This window comes from Candidatus Nomurabacteria bacterium, from assembly GCA_020632395.1.
In the GTDB taxonomy this organism is placed as follows: Bacteria; Patescibacteriota; Dojkabacteria; order SC72; family JAHDCA01; genus JACKFQ01.
Genome location: JACKFQ010000002.1, coordinates 151,948 through 169,547, shown reverse-complemented (window position 1 = coordinate 169,547; position 17,600 = coordinate 151,948). Strand labels below are relative to the sequence as shown.

Genomic DNA, 17,600 nt, shown 5'->3' with positions numbered 1-17,600 from the left:
TTTGAAGATGGTTAATTATTAAGTCTCTCTGTAGTAAAATACTAATTAGATGTACGTCACTCCAAGACAAAAAAAGAGGTATCTGTTAAATGCATTGATCATTACTGTAGCTATACCACTTACTGTAGTTGCGGGTTATTATGCCACTCAATTACTGAGTAGTGCAGATGAAGAAGCAGTGCCAGAAAATGTTGTGGTGAGTAATCTGACAACTAATTCCTTGACTGTCACATGGACTACTAGCATTGATGCTTCTGGGGAAGTTGTGGTGAAAGATTCTGAAGGTGAGGATTCTAGACCTTATATCGATTTTCGTGGTTCCGGATCGAGAAAGACACATTTTGTTGAAGTACTAGACCTAGTTCCAGCCACTAAGTATTCCTTTGAGATAGTTTCGAATGGCACGTCTTACTCTTCGGAAGGTGGTCAGCCCTTCACTTTCACTACAAGCGAACTGACCGATGACACGCCTGTTCCAAATCCGATCTACGGTACTATACCCTCGATGTCAGATGATGACGCTATCGTATATATAACAAAAACAAATCAGCCATTATCTTTACCATTGTCTGCTGTTCCTACCGCTAGTGGTAATTGGATAGTAGATCTTTCATCTATGCGTGAGTTAAATGGAACGGATGTGATAACTATCTCAGCAGACAGTGAGCTTGTCCTTTCAGTACAGGGTATTGATGGAACTGGTGCAACAGTCACGAGTAATTATGCAGATCTTGTTGATGAAAATGGAAGATTGCAGGCTACTGTGGATCTTACACTAACTGCTGGTGTCGACCCATTATCGGCATTACCACCCGAAAGCCTTATAGCTCAAGTAATTGCTATCGATCCGACACCTGAACCCGAACCCGATCCGACCCCCACGCCGACACCGACCCCCACGCCAACACCGACCCCCACGCCGACACCGACCCCCACGCCAACACCGACCCCGGTTCCTACACCTGTAGTACCAACAAAACCCACTTTTGATCCTGCATCTAGGGAATTTCTGGTCAAGGTAGATATATCGTGGATCGATCTAGTTACGGGGGGGCAGACAGTTGCTACCACACCTGATGTCAATACCGGTCCTGATTCGATCCAGTTGGCATCCATGACAGACAACGGATTTATGGTTGTTTGGATGAGTGCAGAGCCAGAAGAAGGTTATGTCATGTATGGTACTGAAACCACCACGTTAGATGAAGAGGCAATCGACGCCAGAGATAATTTAGTAGAAAAAGGTGAATACTACACTCATGTCATCGAAGTGACAGATCTTCTTCCCGAAACTCAATACTACTATCAGATACACACAGGCACAGATGTTTTTAATGATGGAGGATCTCCGTTTACATTCACAACTTATTCGACATTGGCATCTCCCCCACCGTATGAAACTATCTCTGGTGAGGTTACAGGTCTTGACGATTATACAGATGTGGTAATTCTACTCACTTTGTCAGATACCGATAGTACCGGCAGTACTGATGTATCAAATCCTATCGCACTGGTCACTGATGCTGCAGGGAGATGGATCGCAAGCATCGCTGATGCTAGAACTACTGATGGTGCGGAATACTTCTCATATTCTGATGAAGATGAGATACTGGCATCGATGTATGTTTATGCGAATTCTGATGAGGTGACATCTACTATTGCTGATGCCTCAGAGAACGAAATATCACTGATCGCCACAGCATCGACCACGACTATCGGAGGAGATTCGGTAGATCTACTTACTGATTACGGAGTTTCATTACAATACATACCGGTAGGAGTTGGCGGTGGAGGTGGTTATGCGGGACAGGCATATTATCCTTCAACCTCTGGTGTGACACCAAAGACTGCGATATCAGATCATATCCCACTACTATCTATGAGTCTAGGTATGATACTACTAGGATCTATGACATTGAGAACCTCGTACAAGGAGTTTATGAGTATGAGGGGGAAAAAGCGGTCATATTGAAGATTGTTAATTGATACTAACTGTTATAAAATCGAGGACAATGCATATGGTTATTACTCAAAAGGAAAACGTAAAAAAATCAATGTTCTTATTCGGAATGTTACTCATTTGTTATCTCATGATGCTAATGTCTCGTTCATATACTCAAACCCCTGTCGTTCCAGCAGATAGTGGCTCACGTGCAGAAGCATTTGACGAGAGTAAGATCGAACTTTTTTCACAAACCGCTCTTTTTGAAGAAACTCCGTTACAAGCTCCGATCGAAGGTGTTCAACTAGTCAAGGGTGTTGATTCAGGGTATGGAGCAACCGGTGGAGCAGGGAAGAACGGTTGTCAGGCTACAAATCCCCAAGGTTGTGAATCAGAAAAATTTCCATTTCAACCTGTATGTTCAACGACACCTGTAAATATCGGATTAAATGATGGTGCAGAGAAGGGGAACAATGGACAGACTGTCACCGTAGCAAAAAATGCTGTACTTGAGATATGGAAAGTAACTTCCCCAATGGGACTTCTCTCAGGTATTGAAGATATGAGTGATAATACTTTTGCAATTAGTAAAAAAGAGGTGCGATTCAGAAGTAGCAGTGATCTCATCAAAGACGAATATATCGGTCAACAATCTGTTGCACCTAAGTCTTCAGAGCTTGTATCTATAAGTGAAACTATACCTGATTATGAATATCCTGTTGGTGAACCGTATTCGGTAAATATTAAGATTTCTAACAGCCCTAAAGAGCCTGACCAAGCAACTGTAGAAAGGGAACTCCTATCGAAATTGCCAGTTGAGGTTCAGAGATCAGATCCAAATCCTGGTGTAACAAATCAGATCGCGGACATAGTGACTTCATTAAGGACGCCTCCTACAACAAATGTCCAACCTCGTAACTACGGTACTGCAGATTGTATAGATGTAAGCAATATTGAATTTATGCCAAATCAGAATGTCTTTGAAACATGCGTGAATAGAAGGTCTCCTATGGACTTTGTATTTACAGCACTTGTAGACGCCAAGCAATGGGTAGAGTGTCTCGCAAATAGACAGCAATGTGCAGAAGTCGAGATAGTTGGACTACTTATAGATGCTATATACGGTTCAAACCAAACATGTAATGACGAATATTGTGCAGATCAGTTTTTCGATCATTCTCTTGCCACAAATCTATCCCCATTAGATTTTCCTGATTATGTTGAACCGGGTTTTGAGAATAATCCTGAACCGATAATGAAAGCACACTATGTGACAACACCTTGTCAAGTGAGGGTTGATTATAAGAATATTTATGATATACCATGTCTCTGGGACGTATCTCCATACATGACATTATATAATACAGAAGCCCAAATGCGTGCACCAGGTGATCCAGACATGCCTAGTTGGGATGAATATTGGAAAGCTGTTGTTGAGGAAGCTGAACGAAGAGGTGAAGCTTGCGGAGTATTTTAATTTTATTTTCGAGATCCAAATGCAGATAGAAAAATTCAAAAAAATTGTCAGAGTAGTGCATAAGGCTTCAAGAAGCACATTAAATTTTATAAAGAAAGATAGTGCTCAGCAGTGGTTTGTCTTCACAATTGTACTTTTTACCACGCTATCTTCAACATCTGCATTTGCTCAAACATCTGATCTTCCGACATGTATTGATCCTTCATATTCTTATGTAAATGTGAAAGCTAATAAATTAAATAGTGGTTTCAATGATCAGGTTTTAGATAATTATGATGACTCAGGAAATGAGATCGCGTCCTTGCTAGGTAATATGGTGTTTTCAATAGAACCGACTCTCGGATGCAACTACACTGCTATGTTAGAAGAGTATCCTGATCTCGATGGTTTCGCACGAAATGGACTGAATGGTACTCTTGAAAATATGAATATGGCTATGCTCAACAATCCTCCTTCCACAGATGTGATAGCACATCTTGCTAATGAGTGGGTGCCAGGGTATGAAGGAGTCAACACATCTGTTTATGCTCAAGATGGATTTGATGTCCTGCAAAGTATAAATATCTCAGATCTATGGGATAAGATACGATTACTATCATATTCATTCTTTGTGATCGCTTTGATAGCTGCCGGATTCATGATCATGTTCCGACATAAGATCGGTGGACAGATGGCTGTGACCATCTTTAATACTATACCAAGGATCATACTTGGACTGATCCTTGTGACTTTCAGTTTTGCAATAGTTGGTATCATGATCGATTTTGGTGCCATGTTGATAAATGTTATCACGGGGATTTTAGGTCTGACTGATCCACTTGTAGTTGGTGATCCATTAAGTCTAGTTGGATTACTGTTTAGAGGGACTGATGGGATCGGAATAAGTGGGTTCGGGGGGGGTGGATTACTGATTGGAGGTATCATGTCGATCGTGGGTATAGCATTCCCACCCCTTGCACCTGTGGCTGCAGGTGGTATCTTGTTGATGTTTGTAACTTTGGTGTTTATCGGTATCACAGCCTATGCTTCACTAAAAGTATTTATCACACTGATGAAAGCATATATCGGTATAATCCTCGACACTGTTTTAGCACCAATATATCTATTTGTTTCAGTATTGCCTGGTAAACAATCTACAGCAACAGATTGGTTCTACAGGATCTTGAAGAATGTTCTCACTTTTGTGCTTGTTTTCCTGATAATCAATCTTGCAAATTATCTTTTCGAGATAGGGGTAGATTATAGATTCCCCAAGGGATTGGCAGGCGGAGATCTGACAGTAAGTAATGGAGGAGGACTACTTAGTGGATTCCTAAAATTCATCCTTCCACTATTCTTCTTCTTTACAGCAGCTGAGGCACCAAACTTGATCGCTGATCTGCTTCCTGCTCCAAGTGGCGGTAAAGGGACTGCTACTGCATTTGGTAATGTCCAGAAGAGCTTTGGAAAGATCCCTGTTGTAGGTAGTTTCTTTGGATAGTAATGATTTGAATAGCATATTGAATGCCAAAGCCTAGGAAAAAGAATGAAGGTTATGATAGTGCCTTAGGGTCGATCTTTGACTTCATCTTTGCAAATAACAAAAGTACAAGCAAACCGCTAAGACGACGCCCGACAGGTCTCAACAATACTGATGATTTTACTCGAGCTCTAGCAGAGCTAGCCATGAACCCAGGGATCGTTGCTAACGATGCTGCGATCAACTCTCTTTCAGAAACATTCCTGAAATCTGTGAACTTTGTAGATTTCAGGTTAGATCGGGATGAAATTCAAGAAAAAAAAGTTCGAACTCGTGATCCAGATGCCTCAAGGTTTAGGATCCGAGGTAGTGAAATAGGCAAAGCATTTTCAGATCCGAATAAGTTTGTGGATAAACTGCTCGAGGGAGCTAAGCAAGATAGCAAGATGGCTAGACTTACCGGTGCAGCTGCCGCTCTGGATGCTGCTTTAGCTGTAGGTATTGGTCTAAAGACTGGGATGTCCATGAAGGAAGCTATGGATTTCGGTAGTGCAGCGAACATGTCGTACAGTACGGGTATGGAGGAGACACATAAGAGGCTTCTTGCAGAGAATACCGCTATCAAGGCAAATATGGAGGTGGCGAAGAAGATTGCGGAGTCTGAAGGTTTGGATAAGAACACAAAGGCTTTTGCTAGTCGTGTCCAAGAGTTGGTGGAAAATAGCAAAGATCAGATCACTCAAGACAGAAAACGCTTAGAAGCAGCCATTAGAAAAAGTAGAACCGCGAGAGGATCAAAACTTTATGGCGCTGATATTGGTGATGAAAAAGGAAATCCATGGAGAGACACATCAGATCCAAACTCTCAGTACAATCGTGCATTAGCAGAAGTACGTAGCAATCTTATAACAGATCTCGGTACATCTCCAGACGCAATGATCAGGGTAGATGCACTCATGGAGCAGTATCAGAAAGAGATTCAGAGAAGTGGTACTTATGGAGATGGGATATCAGGATATAGGTTGACATATGCGGAGAATGAAGCACTGCATGCTTCATTAGCTACAACACAGGCTGAAAGAGAAAAACATCAACGAGCTGCAAATCTAGCACTTGGTTGGGAAAGGATGAAAGGTGATGGTGAGTACGCAGGGGAAACAATAAAAGGTGGTTTAGACACATTATCGGAGGATATCAAAGGTGTTTCTGTTCAGATCGATGCGCTACAGGCAAAGGCTACACGGACAACAGAAGAAGAAAGAGAACTCAAACAACTCATGAATTATCGTAAAGACCTCAATACACACAGAACTACACTCTCTCAGCTTTATGGGGCAGAACAGCAAAGAGTGAACAAAAGCGGTGATTATTGGAGAAATCCTAACATTGGCAATGTTAAACCAAATGATGTGAAGTTCGCAAGAGAAGGCGCTCAAGAACTTATAAATGCTGACATTTCTAGGTTACGATTCGAGATCCTCAGAACCGAGGATCGTTTTGAAAGAAGGAGGTTAACCGCTGAAATGTTGAGGTTAAAAAATATGGGGGATCAATTGAGTATGGTGCCTGGATCTGAATTACGAAATCGACTCAATAGTTGGTTAGTGACAGGCAGAATGTTAAATAGTCAATTCCTTAGAGGTGGTTTCGGAGGAGGATTGATCAACGGAACAGCATTTTTTACTGATGCTAGTGGAGCATCTGCACCTGGTCAACTGGCAAATATCCAATATAAGATGGTGAATAAAGATGGTAAAACATATTCATATAACAACAAGATCGTTCTTGGTCGTGATGATATAAATGTTCACACAGCTAGGCTCTCATCACTTTATTACTTGACACCCGGTAGTATTATCAAAACACTCTTTTGGAATCAAGAAGGTTTTGATTTCCTCGCTGAGAGCCGTAGACGGGCTGTCCAAAGAGCATTTTATACTGACAGAAAGAAACATCTCGAAAGCTTCATCCTTTCTGACCCCTCAAAATTCTCTGCGATCAGAGGATTGATCAATCCTGATGGAACATTAAATAAGGAAGTACTTGCTAACAACTATTTAGGAGTGATTAAAGCTTTGAAAGGGAGTGGTCCACTACCAAAACCCCTGCAATCGATTTTAAAGAGATCTGAAAGAAATGTATGGATCACTGACAGGTTATTTCGTTTAGGTAAGATTCGCGGGAAAAATAATAAAGGTGAGCTTGTCTATAGATCCATATCGCAATATATTGGTGATTTTATTGAATTGGGACAGGGTAGATGGCCTGGATTGAATAAGATCCGTGGTCGGGTATTAGGTATACTCAAAAAGCTATCAAGTGATCCACTCTGGACCAGTGCGATAAATAAGTACATCGCAGGTGTTATAGGTGTACGTCAAGTGATCAACACAGCGGTCAAAATGGCTATCAAGGGAATAGCAACACTTATTGGTGTCGTACCGGGTGGGATCGTTATCTCTATCATCGCATGGCTTGGTACCGAGGCAATCTTCAAGCTCGCAAAACCGATCCTGACAATGATGCTTGTAGCAGTCTGGGGTGTATGTGCAATCATGGGATTGTTCGTATTTTGGGCAGATGCACTAGTAGAAGATGAAACGATCGCACATGCAAATATGACTCCTTTAGGTGTAGAGATCTACGATGGCCCGACCTTGAATCCAGCTCCAGGTGGTGGGACTAATCCTCCTGCTGCTGGATCTCCACCATTGACATCGATATGTCCTATCTCTGCTGGTGCGACATGTAATCAAGGACCATTTGGTGGGTTCTCACATGCAAAGATGGGAACTTATGCGATCGATCTATCTCCAAATGCAGGGGTGTGGAAGGCTCCGAACAATGGCGAAGTTACAGCCATAGCTGTTGATAAGGATTGTGAATGGTCACCAGGAACTCAATCCCGTGGAGGAGAGTTGGAATTTACTGACATTGAAGGTAATGTTTACACACTACTACACGTTGTACCTCTAGTAGGTCTAGGACCTGTCACTCAAGGAACACCTGTCGCAAGGGTTAGTACAGGTTTACCCACAAGTAAATGTTGGACTGGTGCACACTATCATTTGGAGGTGCAATCCGGTGGTGGTTATGTGAACTCTTTGGATTGGTATAATTCTCTGGGATGTAGCATCAGAGGCTGTTGACACATTATTATGGAAATTAATAGATCTAACAACATGATTGGATCATTACTAGCTGACAAACGCCGGTTGATCCTGTTTGGTGTTGGTCTATTGCTTCTTTTGCTGTTCTTGCTTTTTGTTAATTCTGTCTTTTCACCAAAAGATCAACCTCTACCTCCGGGTGGTGTTGATCAGCAATTCAATTACGATCAGGGGGCAAAAGTCAGTATCGACCCAGATCTGACAGCAAAGATCGATATTAGCGAGGATCGTTATTACGTCTATGATATCCAACATCTCAATCATAGTGACGTTGTACAGCAGTTCATGATAAAGATTGGCAAAGCTTTTTGGACAAAACAGCAATTTGATGAGATCTACTATATATGGCAAAAAAGCAGTTCGGACACTCTTCAGTTAGTTGATTATGATGCTATACAAGATAAGACCTTCTTCAGGTTCGATCAGCCAGTCGAATTGGACCTCATTCATAATGGAGGTGTACTTTCTACTGATATGCTAGACAACTTTTTCAGGGATTTTATCAAGGAATATTTTGGATCAACTGCTGATTTTTCAGAAGCAAGGATATCCAGGACCGGGCAAACTTATAGGATAGAGGTGAATAGAAATATCGATGGGATACAAGTGCAAAATCCCGGATTTAACGAGTATACGGATTACATAGTGATAGAACAGGATGGAGCTCTGATAGAAGGGCAAGTTTACCTGTTTGAGTTAGGAGAGAGAACAGAGGTATCATTGATAGATCCCAATCTGTTAGGAAGTGTCATAAACAGGGCTGATTATCCAAAAGATATTAACGAACTTGCTCCAATTGGATTAGATCTGACATCCATAGGAAGTGAACCTTATGATCCTGCTAGTGGTTTCTTGGGTGATGCCCCTCCCCAAAGTGATATCGATAAGATGCCAACTCCTGATAGTTGCAAAGTTCGTACGATCGATGTCGTATATTACTATATTCGTGCTACCACAAAGAACTTAGCACCTGCTTTTAGAATGGATTGTAGGGGGACGATCACCTATGAGGGAGAACAGTATGTAGTGCCTTTGATAATATATGCAAATGCATTAGACCCTGAATTAGTATATGTTCCCGGCAATCTGACTACAGAATGATAAGGGTTTATGCTGATCGATTTTACATCGTAGGTTTTTACTAATAGAATTAGATACATGAATAGAAAAAGTTTGTTTTATACAATTACGATCTCCGCACTCCTTTTTAGTGTAGTCACTGGATCTGTTCGAGCGTATTCTCTGATCGAACGTAAAGATCTGAGCCTTGATGAGGCACTATATGTCAAAGAGCAGGAGGTTTATGCATTTCCTGAGAAGATACTTATTACCAAGATCGCAGGTGCTCCAGAGTATTTGGAGAATGACCCGGAATTATGGTACAAGATGCTATATTACTACTATGTCACTAGGCTTGAGATGGCAGACCTGCCATACAACTACATAGTGAATCGAGACGGTCAGGTATATCAGGGTCGAAGTGGATGGCCTGGTGTGATCCCTGAATTAGATTCACCCGAAGGGGTTGTACTGATCGGGTATATGTCTAACGGGAGTGATCTTACGACTCCCGCAAGAGAAGCCTTACAGGAACTTATTGAGGATCTTTCATATCGGTATGGAATAGTCGAGAATGGTGTCCTACCAGTAGATCTGGATATAGTATCTAAAGAATCTGGCACATTATCAAAATTGAATTATTCATCAAGTACAGGAGTATTTTCTGATGAAGTAAAACAACTACTTCCGCAATTAAGGTATACAAATGAGGATCATTACGAGATCTCAGCATTTATAGGTCAGGTTGACTATCAGAAAGAGATCGGATTAGGTGAAGATTTTGAAGTGACAGTAAATGTTAAGAATAGTGGGGAGAATCCATGGTTCACCTTCAATGATTTTGTTTATGTTGTGACTGCTGACGGAACAGATAGTGAGTTTTCTGTTAATCAGGAATGGGATAGTTTTGACGCACCAACACATATCGAAGAGGTTACCCTATTCCCAGACGAAAATTATGAGGTCAAGTTCAATATGAAAGCACCATTGGTTCCTGGAGATTACAAGCAAGATTTCGCTTTGAGAAGATTAGGAAAACCGAACCTTTCAGGCTCATCCTTTACAGTATCTTTTTCTGTCACACCCGGAGATGTTCAACTCGTAAAGATCTTGGAAACTCCCACTGGTAATCTTAATGTTCGGTCACTTCCTTCTACAGGTGGACAAGTTCTCGGACAGGTAGATGAAGGTAAACTTTTTGTCCTTGTAGAAGAAAATGGGCAGTGGTTCAAGATCAAATGGAATGGCGAAGAGGAAGGTTGGGTTTTTGGTCAATATGTACAGAAATTGTAAAGCTGATACCGTAATTTTCGTCTTAAGAACAAAACTCTCCAAGTAGATGTCTTATAGGGTTGCTTACTTTCATTGCATCACAGTGGGGGATGGGATAAACTGTAGCGCTTCAGCTATCACCTTACTAAATAATAATGTCTGATCTATCAGATTTCTTTACACATTTAAATCCCGAACAGAAAAAGGCTGTCGAACATGTAGACGGTCCCTTGTTGGTGTTTGCAGGTGCCGGCTCAGGCAAGACCAGAGTGATAACCTATCGAATTGCCAACCTTATCGCAAATCACGGAGTAAATGCAGATAAGATCTTGGCTGTTACGTTCACTAAGAAAGCAGCAGAGGAGATGAATGAAAGGATCCGTACTATCTTTGATCAGTTAGGTTTTGATTATTCAGTTCGTCCGATGATCGGTACATTTCATTCGATATGTGCGAGATTTTTACGTTCGGAAGCATCGAAGGTCGATCTATCACCAAATTTCTCGATCTATGATAGTGACGATTCAGAAAATTTGGTCAAGGAATTGATGTTACAGGCAAATATTGACATCAAGCAGTTCAAACCCCGAGTTATCCAATCTATGATAGGTTCTGCAAAGAACGATATGGTAGGGCCAAATGAGTACTCTCTTCATTATGTAGGATATGTGGAGGATATTGTAGCGCAGATATACCCGGATTATCAGAAACAACTGATCGAGATGAATGCGGTTGATTTTTCAGATCTTTTGTATAAAACCGTTGAGATGTTTGATAAGAACAAAGATATCCGAGATAGATATCAAGAAAAGTTCGATCAGATACTCGTTGATGAGTACCAAGATACTAACAAGGTTCAATACAAACTGATCAGGCATCTGTCTGATGGACACCAGAACTTGTGTGTAGTAGGTGACGATGACCAGAGCATATATAAATGGAGAGGGGCAGATATTAAAAATATCATCTCTTTCGAAAAAGATTTCAAGAAAGTGACAACGGTAAAGCTGGAGCAGAACTATAGATCCACAGCAAATATCATCCATGCTGCAGTATCTGTCATTCAGAAGAACAATGAACGTATAGATAAAAGTCTGTGGACATCTCAGGAGCAAGGATCACCAATAACTGTTTATCAGGCAAGAGATGAGAAGGGCGAAGCTCAGTTTGTTGTTGATGAGATATCCACCTTGCAAAGGAAGGGATTTAAACTTGGGGATATAGCCATCCTTTATCGTACAAACTATCAATCGAGGGTATTGGAGGAGGCTCTTTTGCAGAATGGAGTTAGGTATCAACTGATCGGAGGATTTAGGTTCTATGATCGTCGGGAGATAAAAGATCTACTTAGCTACCTGAGAGTTTTCAATAATCTAAAGGACGATATGAGTCTGTATCGGATAATCAATGTCCCAAGTAGAAAAATGGGACCAAAATCTGTAGCTAATCTAGTCAAAGTGGCACGAGAGGCGGGTGTGTCCTTAGGACAACTACTAGTGATCTCTTACGCACTAGATACTGGAAGAATAGATGAACTGAGATTTGATCAGGTAGCGATAGATGCTGTAGATAAGCATCTGTCGGAGGTTATGAAGAATGCAAATGTGGTAGATATTTTCGGATCGCTGTACTTTTTTTCGCTCGAGAATGATGTCCTGACACTAATTGATAAAGTTATCGACAGGGTAAAGTATCTTGATCATGTGGATGATGGATCTGATGCTGGTTATTCTAGACGGGAGAATGTACAAGAACTTCGTACAGTAGCATCAAGTTATGCTCAGCGAGAAGGAGACAAGTCACTAAATGTGTTCTTGCAGGATATTGCTTTGATAGAGCAGGCTCAAGAAGAATCGAATAAGGATCTTTCTGAGGGAGCGGTAACTTTGATGACCTTGCACTCCTCCAAGGGTCTGGAATTCCCTGCAGTGTTCATTGTGGGTATGGAGGAGGGATTATTACCTCACTCCAGAACATTCACAGAACCACAAGAATTAGAAGAAGAAAGAAGGTTGTGTTATGTAGGTATCACGAGAGCAAAGGAGAGGTTGTGGCTGACATTTGCAGAGTCTCGAAGTAGTATGGGTGGATACACAGACCAGATGCCGTCTAGGTTTCTAGCTGAGATACCTCAGGATATCTGCGAATATTACAGTTGGAATATATAAGTGGATAAAGTTTGTTGAGTGCTAGAAAGTGACCCTAGAGGAACAGTATGGCCACTGTCCAGAACCTCCGAGTCGGTAAATTCGCAATGTGATATCTATCTGTTCAGCTCCGTCAAAGATATTCTCTCCTCCGTACCTCTCAAATGTACTAGGTAGAAATTGAAATAGCCCTTTGTGTGGGCCATTGTTTGCAGCGTTACAACCAGACTCACAGCGCATCACACTTTTTAGCCAGAGTCGTTCGTTTGGATCTGCAGTTTTTTCATCAATGATCCCATCCCAATAGTTACAAGTATTGCTAGTATAGAGAATTATTGGAAGTGGTTTTGTACCTTTGATGATGATCTCAGGTGTAGGATCTTTGATGATCGTCTCAGATGCGATCTTCTGGTCAACCTTCACTCCGTCAGCAAAGATATGTTCGTATACAACGACTTTCTTCCCATCAACACCTTCTTGCTTCAATATCTCATTTCCAACCTCAAGCTCTGGATCCTCCTCAAAGATTGTACTGAATGGTACAGGATATTCTACGGATTCTTCATTTGAATCGATCTTGGTTAATTTGATGTATGCAGATGAACCAAGGATTTCGTTTGGAGATACATTCAATTTGTCATCCTCATCAAATTGGATCCCTGCATCAGTCAATATATCTTCTACAGAAGAGTATGGAGTAAACAAGTTGAAAATCCCATCTACAGTCTCAACTTTGATGATGTTGTAACCAAATATCTGATCGGTCGATCGAGGATGATCTGTGGATCTCATCCATTCAGGAATTAGGAGTTCTTCGGAGTGTTCATTTATAACGAGATTATCCTCTGCAGAAACAAACCCTGGATGGGATGTTAAAATGAAGATGATCGCAGGTAAGATCAGGTAACCAGACAGGAGGCCAAATGCCAGTAGTCGTAAAGATCTTCTGCTGTTATTTAGGCTCTTTTGGAGCTTTCGTTCCATTGAATGGACGAACAAGTTATTTCCGTGCTACGGGACAACCGGTTCATGACAGTAGCGTCAGATACTTAGCAACGGAACCGTGGCATAGTATCATAGATTTGACAAACTGTCATCCATGCCAATACTATCTAATATAATAGTTCATTAAGGAGATATTTTGAATAGCAAACTTCAAGAATTCATAAAGGACCGAAAATTGTTACTGATACTATTCGGCCTACTATTACTACTTATTGTCGGATTGGTGCTTTTGATCTGGCAGAGAGGGCGTTTTGATGAAGACTCCTATAGATCTGCATTAACAGAGGCACGTACAGAATTTGAAGCGGGAAACTACTCAAAAGCCATGAGCCTCTACCTTGATGCATCAGAGATCGCTCAGACAGAAGTTGATCCGTACAAAGGTATCGTAGATATCCTTGGTAGGAAAGGTTACTACAAAGAGGCTACAGAGCTGATATCCGATGTGTCTACAGGAATCACAACACCTGAATCTGCGACTTTATACGAGATCCTCGCAACAGCTCAGCAGGCTCGGATGGATTATAGCGAAGGATTTCAAAGTGCTTCTAGAGCATATAGTGAAGATCCAAACCCAACAAGAGCTCTCTTAGCTACACAGTTGGCGATCCAAGCCGATCAATTAGAACAGGTCTCCACGTTTGTCACTGATATTCCAGAAGGACTGAATGCTGATGTAACTCAACTCTGGGTTTTTTACACAAACGATATTGATAAGGATCTCGATGATGTTGATCTGTATTCCGTTGTGAATAACTCACGAACTTTTATACTCTCCGGATATCCCGCTTTGGCAAGATCTTTATTGGGGAAATTTGAAGAAGGTATGGAGAATTATTGGGAAGGACTCTACTATCTTGGACGAGCATACTACGACCTTGATGAATACGAGGAAGCATTAAATAGATTTGAGAAAGCGATAAGCTTGGGATCTGATGACAATGTCCTATATCTGTATCTGGCACGAACGTATTCTGTACTTGGGCAAACCAGCTCGGCATATGAGATCTATGAACGCTCAATAGCATTTAGCGATGACACAGAAGGTTTGGAGATCCTGGATGAGTACATCTCCTTACTGGTTGATGATGCACAGTTCAATAGAGCATTAGATATTATCGATGATTTCGCAGAGAGCAACAGGACAAAACTACTCTTTATGAGGGTATACTCTGCGTGGGAAAATTGGGAGGAGTATACTGTTTATGTAGAAAGTTTCGATATGACCACAGCAGGATCTTCTGAGAAAGAAGAATATCTCCGATCAGTATTGGACTATAGACTTCTAGTAGAAAAAGATCTGACAGGCGTAGATGATATGATCGCTATATTAGAAAAAGAATTCAAAGATCCTCCTCTTACAGCATATTACAAGGGTCTCCGAGCAAGGGTACTTGAAGATGATGCTGAAGCTAAAAGGTTTTTTGAAGAGGCTGTAGATAGGGATCTTGAAGGTGAGATAAGCGATCTAGCTAAGAGATTCATCTAGATCTTTACTGTTCATTCCGTTTTCTCTTGCAAACATCGGCTTCTAATTATAGAATCCATGCGATGTAATATTTTTCTGTAAGTATTGAAATGGCAAAGATCTCGTATAATGTTGACTTTGATTTGGATCGTATCAGGAATATTGGAATAATTGCACATATTGATGCAGGTAAAACCACTACTACTGAGCGACTTCTGTTCTTTACAGGACAAAAGCATAAGATCGGTGAGGTTCATGAGGGAGAAGCAACCACAGACTTCATGGAGCAAGAGAAGGAGAGGGGCATAACTATTATGTCTGCTGCTGTCACATGTTTCTGGAATTATCGGGGAACCGACTATCGTATCAATATTATCGATACACCTGGCCATGTAGACTTTACCGCCGAGGTGGAACGCTCACTGAGGGTTCTGGATGGTGCTGTAGTCATCTTTGACGGCAAGATGGGTGTAGAACCTCAGTCAGAGACCGTATGGAGGCAGGCAGACAAGTATAAGGTCCCCAGGATGTGCTTCGTAAACAAGTTGAACCTGATCGGTGGAGACTTTGATATGTCGATCCGAACTATAAAGGAAAGATTGAGTCCAAATGCAGTTGTATTGATCCTCCCGATCGGTAGGGAGCATGAATTGAGAGGGTTTGTAGATCTTATCGAGATGAAATCCTATACATATGAGAATGTTGAGGATCTGGATATGGTACAAGGTGAGATCCCTGATGAGCTAAAGGAAAAGGCTGCAGAATATCGTGCAGAACTAGTAGAGAAACTTGTGGAGCAAGATGATACGTTAATGGAGAAATTCTTTGGAGGTGAGGAGATCAGTACAGACGAATTACTTTCAGCATTACGAAAAGGTACTATCAACAGGAGTATTTTCCCTGTGATGGGTGGTGACTCAAGAACAGCTACATCGAAGAAACTACTTGATTACATTGTGAACTGTCTGCCTTCTCCTAACGATGTTCCTGCTATAAAGGGTATTCACCCAAAGACAGAAGCTGAGATCGAGAGAAAAGCATCGGATGATGAACCCTTCTCTGCATTGGTGTTCAAGATAGTAAATGATCCGCATGTTGGAAACCTATCTTACTTCAGAGTGTATTCCGGGCAGATACAGGCAGGTACTTATGTTTATAATTCTACTAAGGGAATTAGAGAAAGAGTTGGAAGGCTAGTTCTGATGCATGCTGATGAAAGAGAAGAGGTAGATCAGTTAGCTACTGGGGATATCGGTGCAATAGTTGGGTTAAAAGACTCTATAACAGGAGATACGCTATGTGTTGAGGCTAACCCTATCATCTTAGAGAAGATCCAATTTGCAGAACCAGTCATCTCACAAGCGATCGAACCTAAAACCAAGTCAGATGAGGAGAAGCTTGGATTGGCTCTAGCTAGATTGGTCAAAGAAGATCCTACATTCCGGGTTTCATCTAATCAAGAAACAAGTCAGACCATCATCTCTGGAATGGGAGAACTACATCTAGAGATAATTGTTGACCGGCTTAAGCGTGAGTTCAATGTAGAGGCAAACGTAGGTAAACCACAGGTAGCATATCGAGAAACGATCACACAGGTTAGAGAAGAGGAAGGTCGGTACGTCAAGCAATCAGGAGGAAAGGGACAGTATGGTGATTGTTGGCTTAGGTTGGAACCTAACGAAACAGGAAAAGGTTTTGAGTTTGTAAATGAGATCAAGGGGGGTGCAATTCCTAGGGAATATATCCCTGCTATTCAAAAGGGTGTTGAGGAATCAATGCACTCGGGTGTAGTCGCTGGTTACCCTGTCGTAGATGTGAAGGTTTCTGTCTATGACGGTTCTTACCACGAGGTTGACTCATCAGAGGCTGCATTTAAGGTAGCTGGTAGTATGGCTTTCAAGGAGGGTTGTAGAAATGCTGGTCCGGTACTACTCGAGCCTGTCATGCGCGTCGAAGTTACTATCCCTGAGCAGTATGTAGGAGATGTTACTGGCTCTTTGAGTAGTAAGAGAGGTGAGATCCAGCAGACCGAGGTTAAGCACAACCTACATATCATCAAGGCATTGGTACCGCTTTCTGAGCTATTTGGTTATACAACTGAATTAAGGTCGATCACTAGTGGACGTGGTTCTGCAAATATGGAAATGTCACATTATGCACAGGTACCTAAGAGTATTGCAGAAGAGATCGCAAGCGGTAAAAAGGAGGATTGATCTGTAACATACTGAATTAGTAACTCGGGAGGGCTATTCCTCCCGAGTTTTTTTAGGCAACAAAATTCAGCTTGGGGTTCTGATGGTCTGTGTTGTACTGTTCGAGTTGGAATTGATCGAACATCCTACAGATAGTGTAGTAGAACCCGATGTGGTCAAATGTCGATGTTAGGACATCGTTAAAGTACTGCAATGCAAGATCTAACACGCTTTGAAAGTTGGTCGTTCAGATACGATCTAAGTGTTTCAAGTGCGAGTTTGGAGTAGGGTTTTTAAGAATTGTAATAAATATAGGCAAAATACTTGCGTACTCCTATCCTTTCTGATAATATCCATCACGATATTCGCTATTGTGAGTTTATCCTGGTTTACTACCTCCAAATCTGGT

Annotated in this window: 10 protein-coding genes; 9 read left to right on the top strand and 1 reads right to left on the bottom strand. The window is 41.5% G+C overall.

Features of this window, described 5'->3' with window-relative positions; all coding sequences use genetic code 11:
• Positions 1-49: 49 nt before the first annotated feature.
• From H6763_02905 to H6763_02875, 7 genes are all read left to right on the top strand, one after another.
• Positions 50-1,972 (top strand): fibronectin type III domain-containing protein, encoded by a 1,923-nt coding sequence (locus H6763_02905; protein ID MCB9803755.1) that lies wholly within the window; start codon positions 50-52, stop codon positions 1,970-1,972.
• A 127-nt stretch (positions 1,973-2,099) separates the two neighbouring features.
• Positions 2,100-3,419 (top strand): hypothetical protein, encoded by a 1,320-nt coding sequence (locus H6763_02900; GenBank protein MCB9803754.1) that lies wholly within the window; start codon positions 2,100-2,102, stop codon positions 3,417-3,419.
• On the top strand, positions 3,376-4,899 hold the full coding sequence (locus H6763_02895) for a hypothetical protein (GenBank protein ID MCB9803753.1): 1,524 nt from the start codon (positions 3,376-3,378) through the stop codon (positions 4,897-4,899). The genes H6763_02900 and H6763_02895 overlap by 44 nt, the downstream gene beginning before the upstream one ends.
• 23 nt (positions 4,900-4,922) lie before the next feature.
• Positions 4,923-8,027, top strand: coding sequence for a hypothetical protein (locus tag H6763_02890; protein MCB9803752.1), 3,105 nt, complete (start codon positions 4,923-4,925; stop codon positions 8,025-8,027).
• 9 nt (positions 8,028-8,036) lie between these two features.
• Positions 8,037-9,149 (top strand): hypothetical protein, encoded by a 1,113-nt coding sequence (locus H6763_02885; protein ID MCB9803751.1) that lies wholly within the window; start codon positions 8,037-8,039, stop codon positions 9,147-9,149.
• A gap of 57 nt (positions 9,150-9,206) precedes the next feature.
• Complete coding sequence (locus H6763_02880; GenBank protein ID MCB9803750.1) at positions 9,207-10,400, top strand: SH3 domain-containing protein; 1,194 nt, start codon at positions 9,207-9,209, stop codon at positions 10,398-10,400.
• Positions 10,401-10,534: 134 nt separating this feature from the next.
• Complete coding sequence (locus H6763_02875) at positions 10,535-12,547, top strand: UvrD-helicase domain-containing protein (GenBank protein MCB9803749.1); 2,013 nt, start codon at positions 10,535-10,537, stop codon at positions 12,545-12,547.
• A 21-nt stretch (positions 12,548-12,568) separates the two neighbouring features.
• Here H6763_02875 and H6763_02870 read toward each other — a convergent pair whose 3' ends face one another.
• Complete coding sequence (locus H6763_02870) at positions 12,569-13,510, bottom strand: G5 domain-containing protein (protein MCB9803748.1); 942 nt, start codon at positions 13,508-13,510, stop codon at positions 12,569-12,571.
• Positions 13,511-13,667: 157 nt separating this feature from the next.
• Here H6763_02870 and H6763_02865 point away from each other — a divergent pair, with 157 nt between their 5' ends.
• Entirely contained in the window at positions 13,668-15,020 is a 1,353-nt protein-coding gene (locus tag H6763_02865) for a tetratricopeptide repeat protein (protein ID MCB9803747.1), read from the top strand.
• An 89-nt stretch (positions 15,021-15,109) separates the two neighbouring features.
• The gene (fusA, locus tag H6763_02860; GenBank protein ID MCB9803746.1) at positions 15,110-17,212 is read left to right on the top strand and encodes an elongation factor G; all 2,103 of its coding nucleotides are present in this window, start codon (positions 15,110-15,112) and stop codon (positions 17,210-17,212) included.
• Positions 17,213-17,600: the final 388 nt, after the last annotated feature.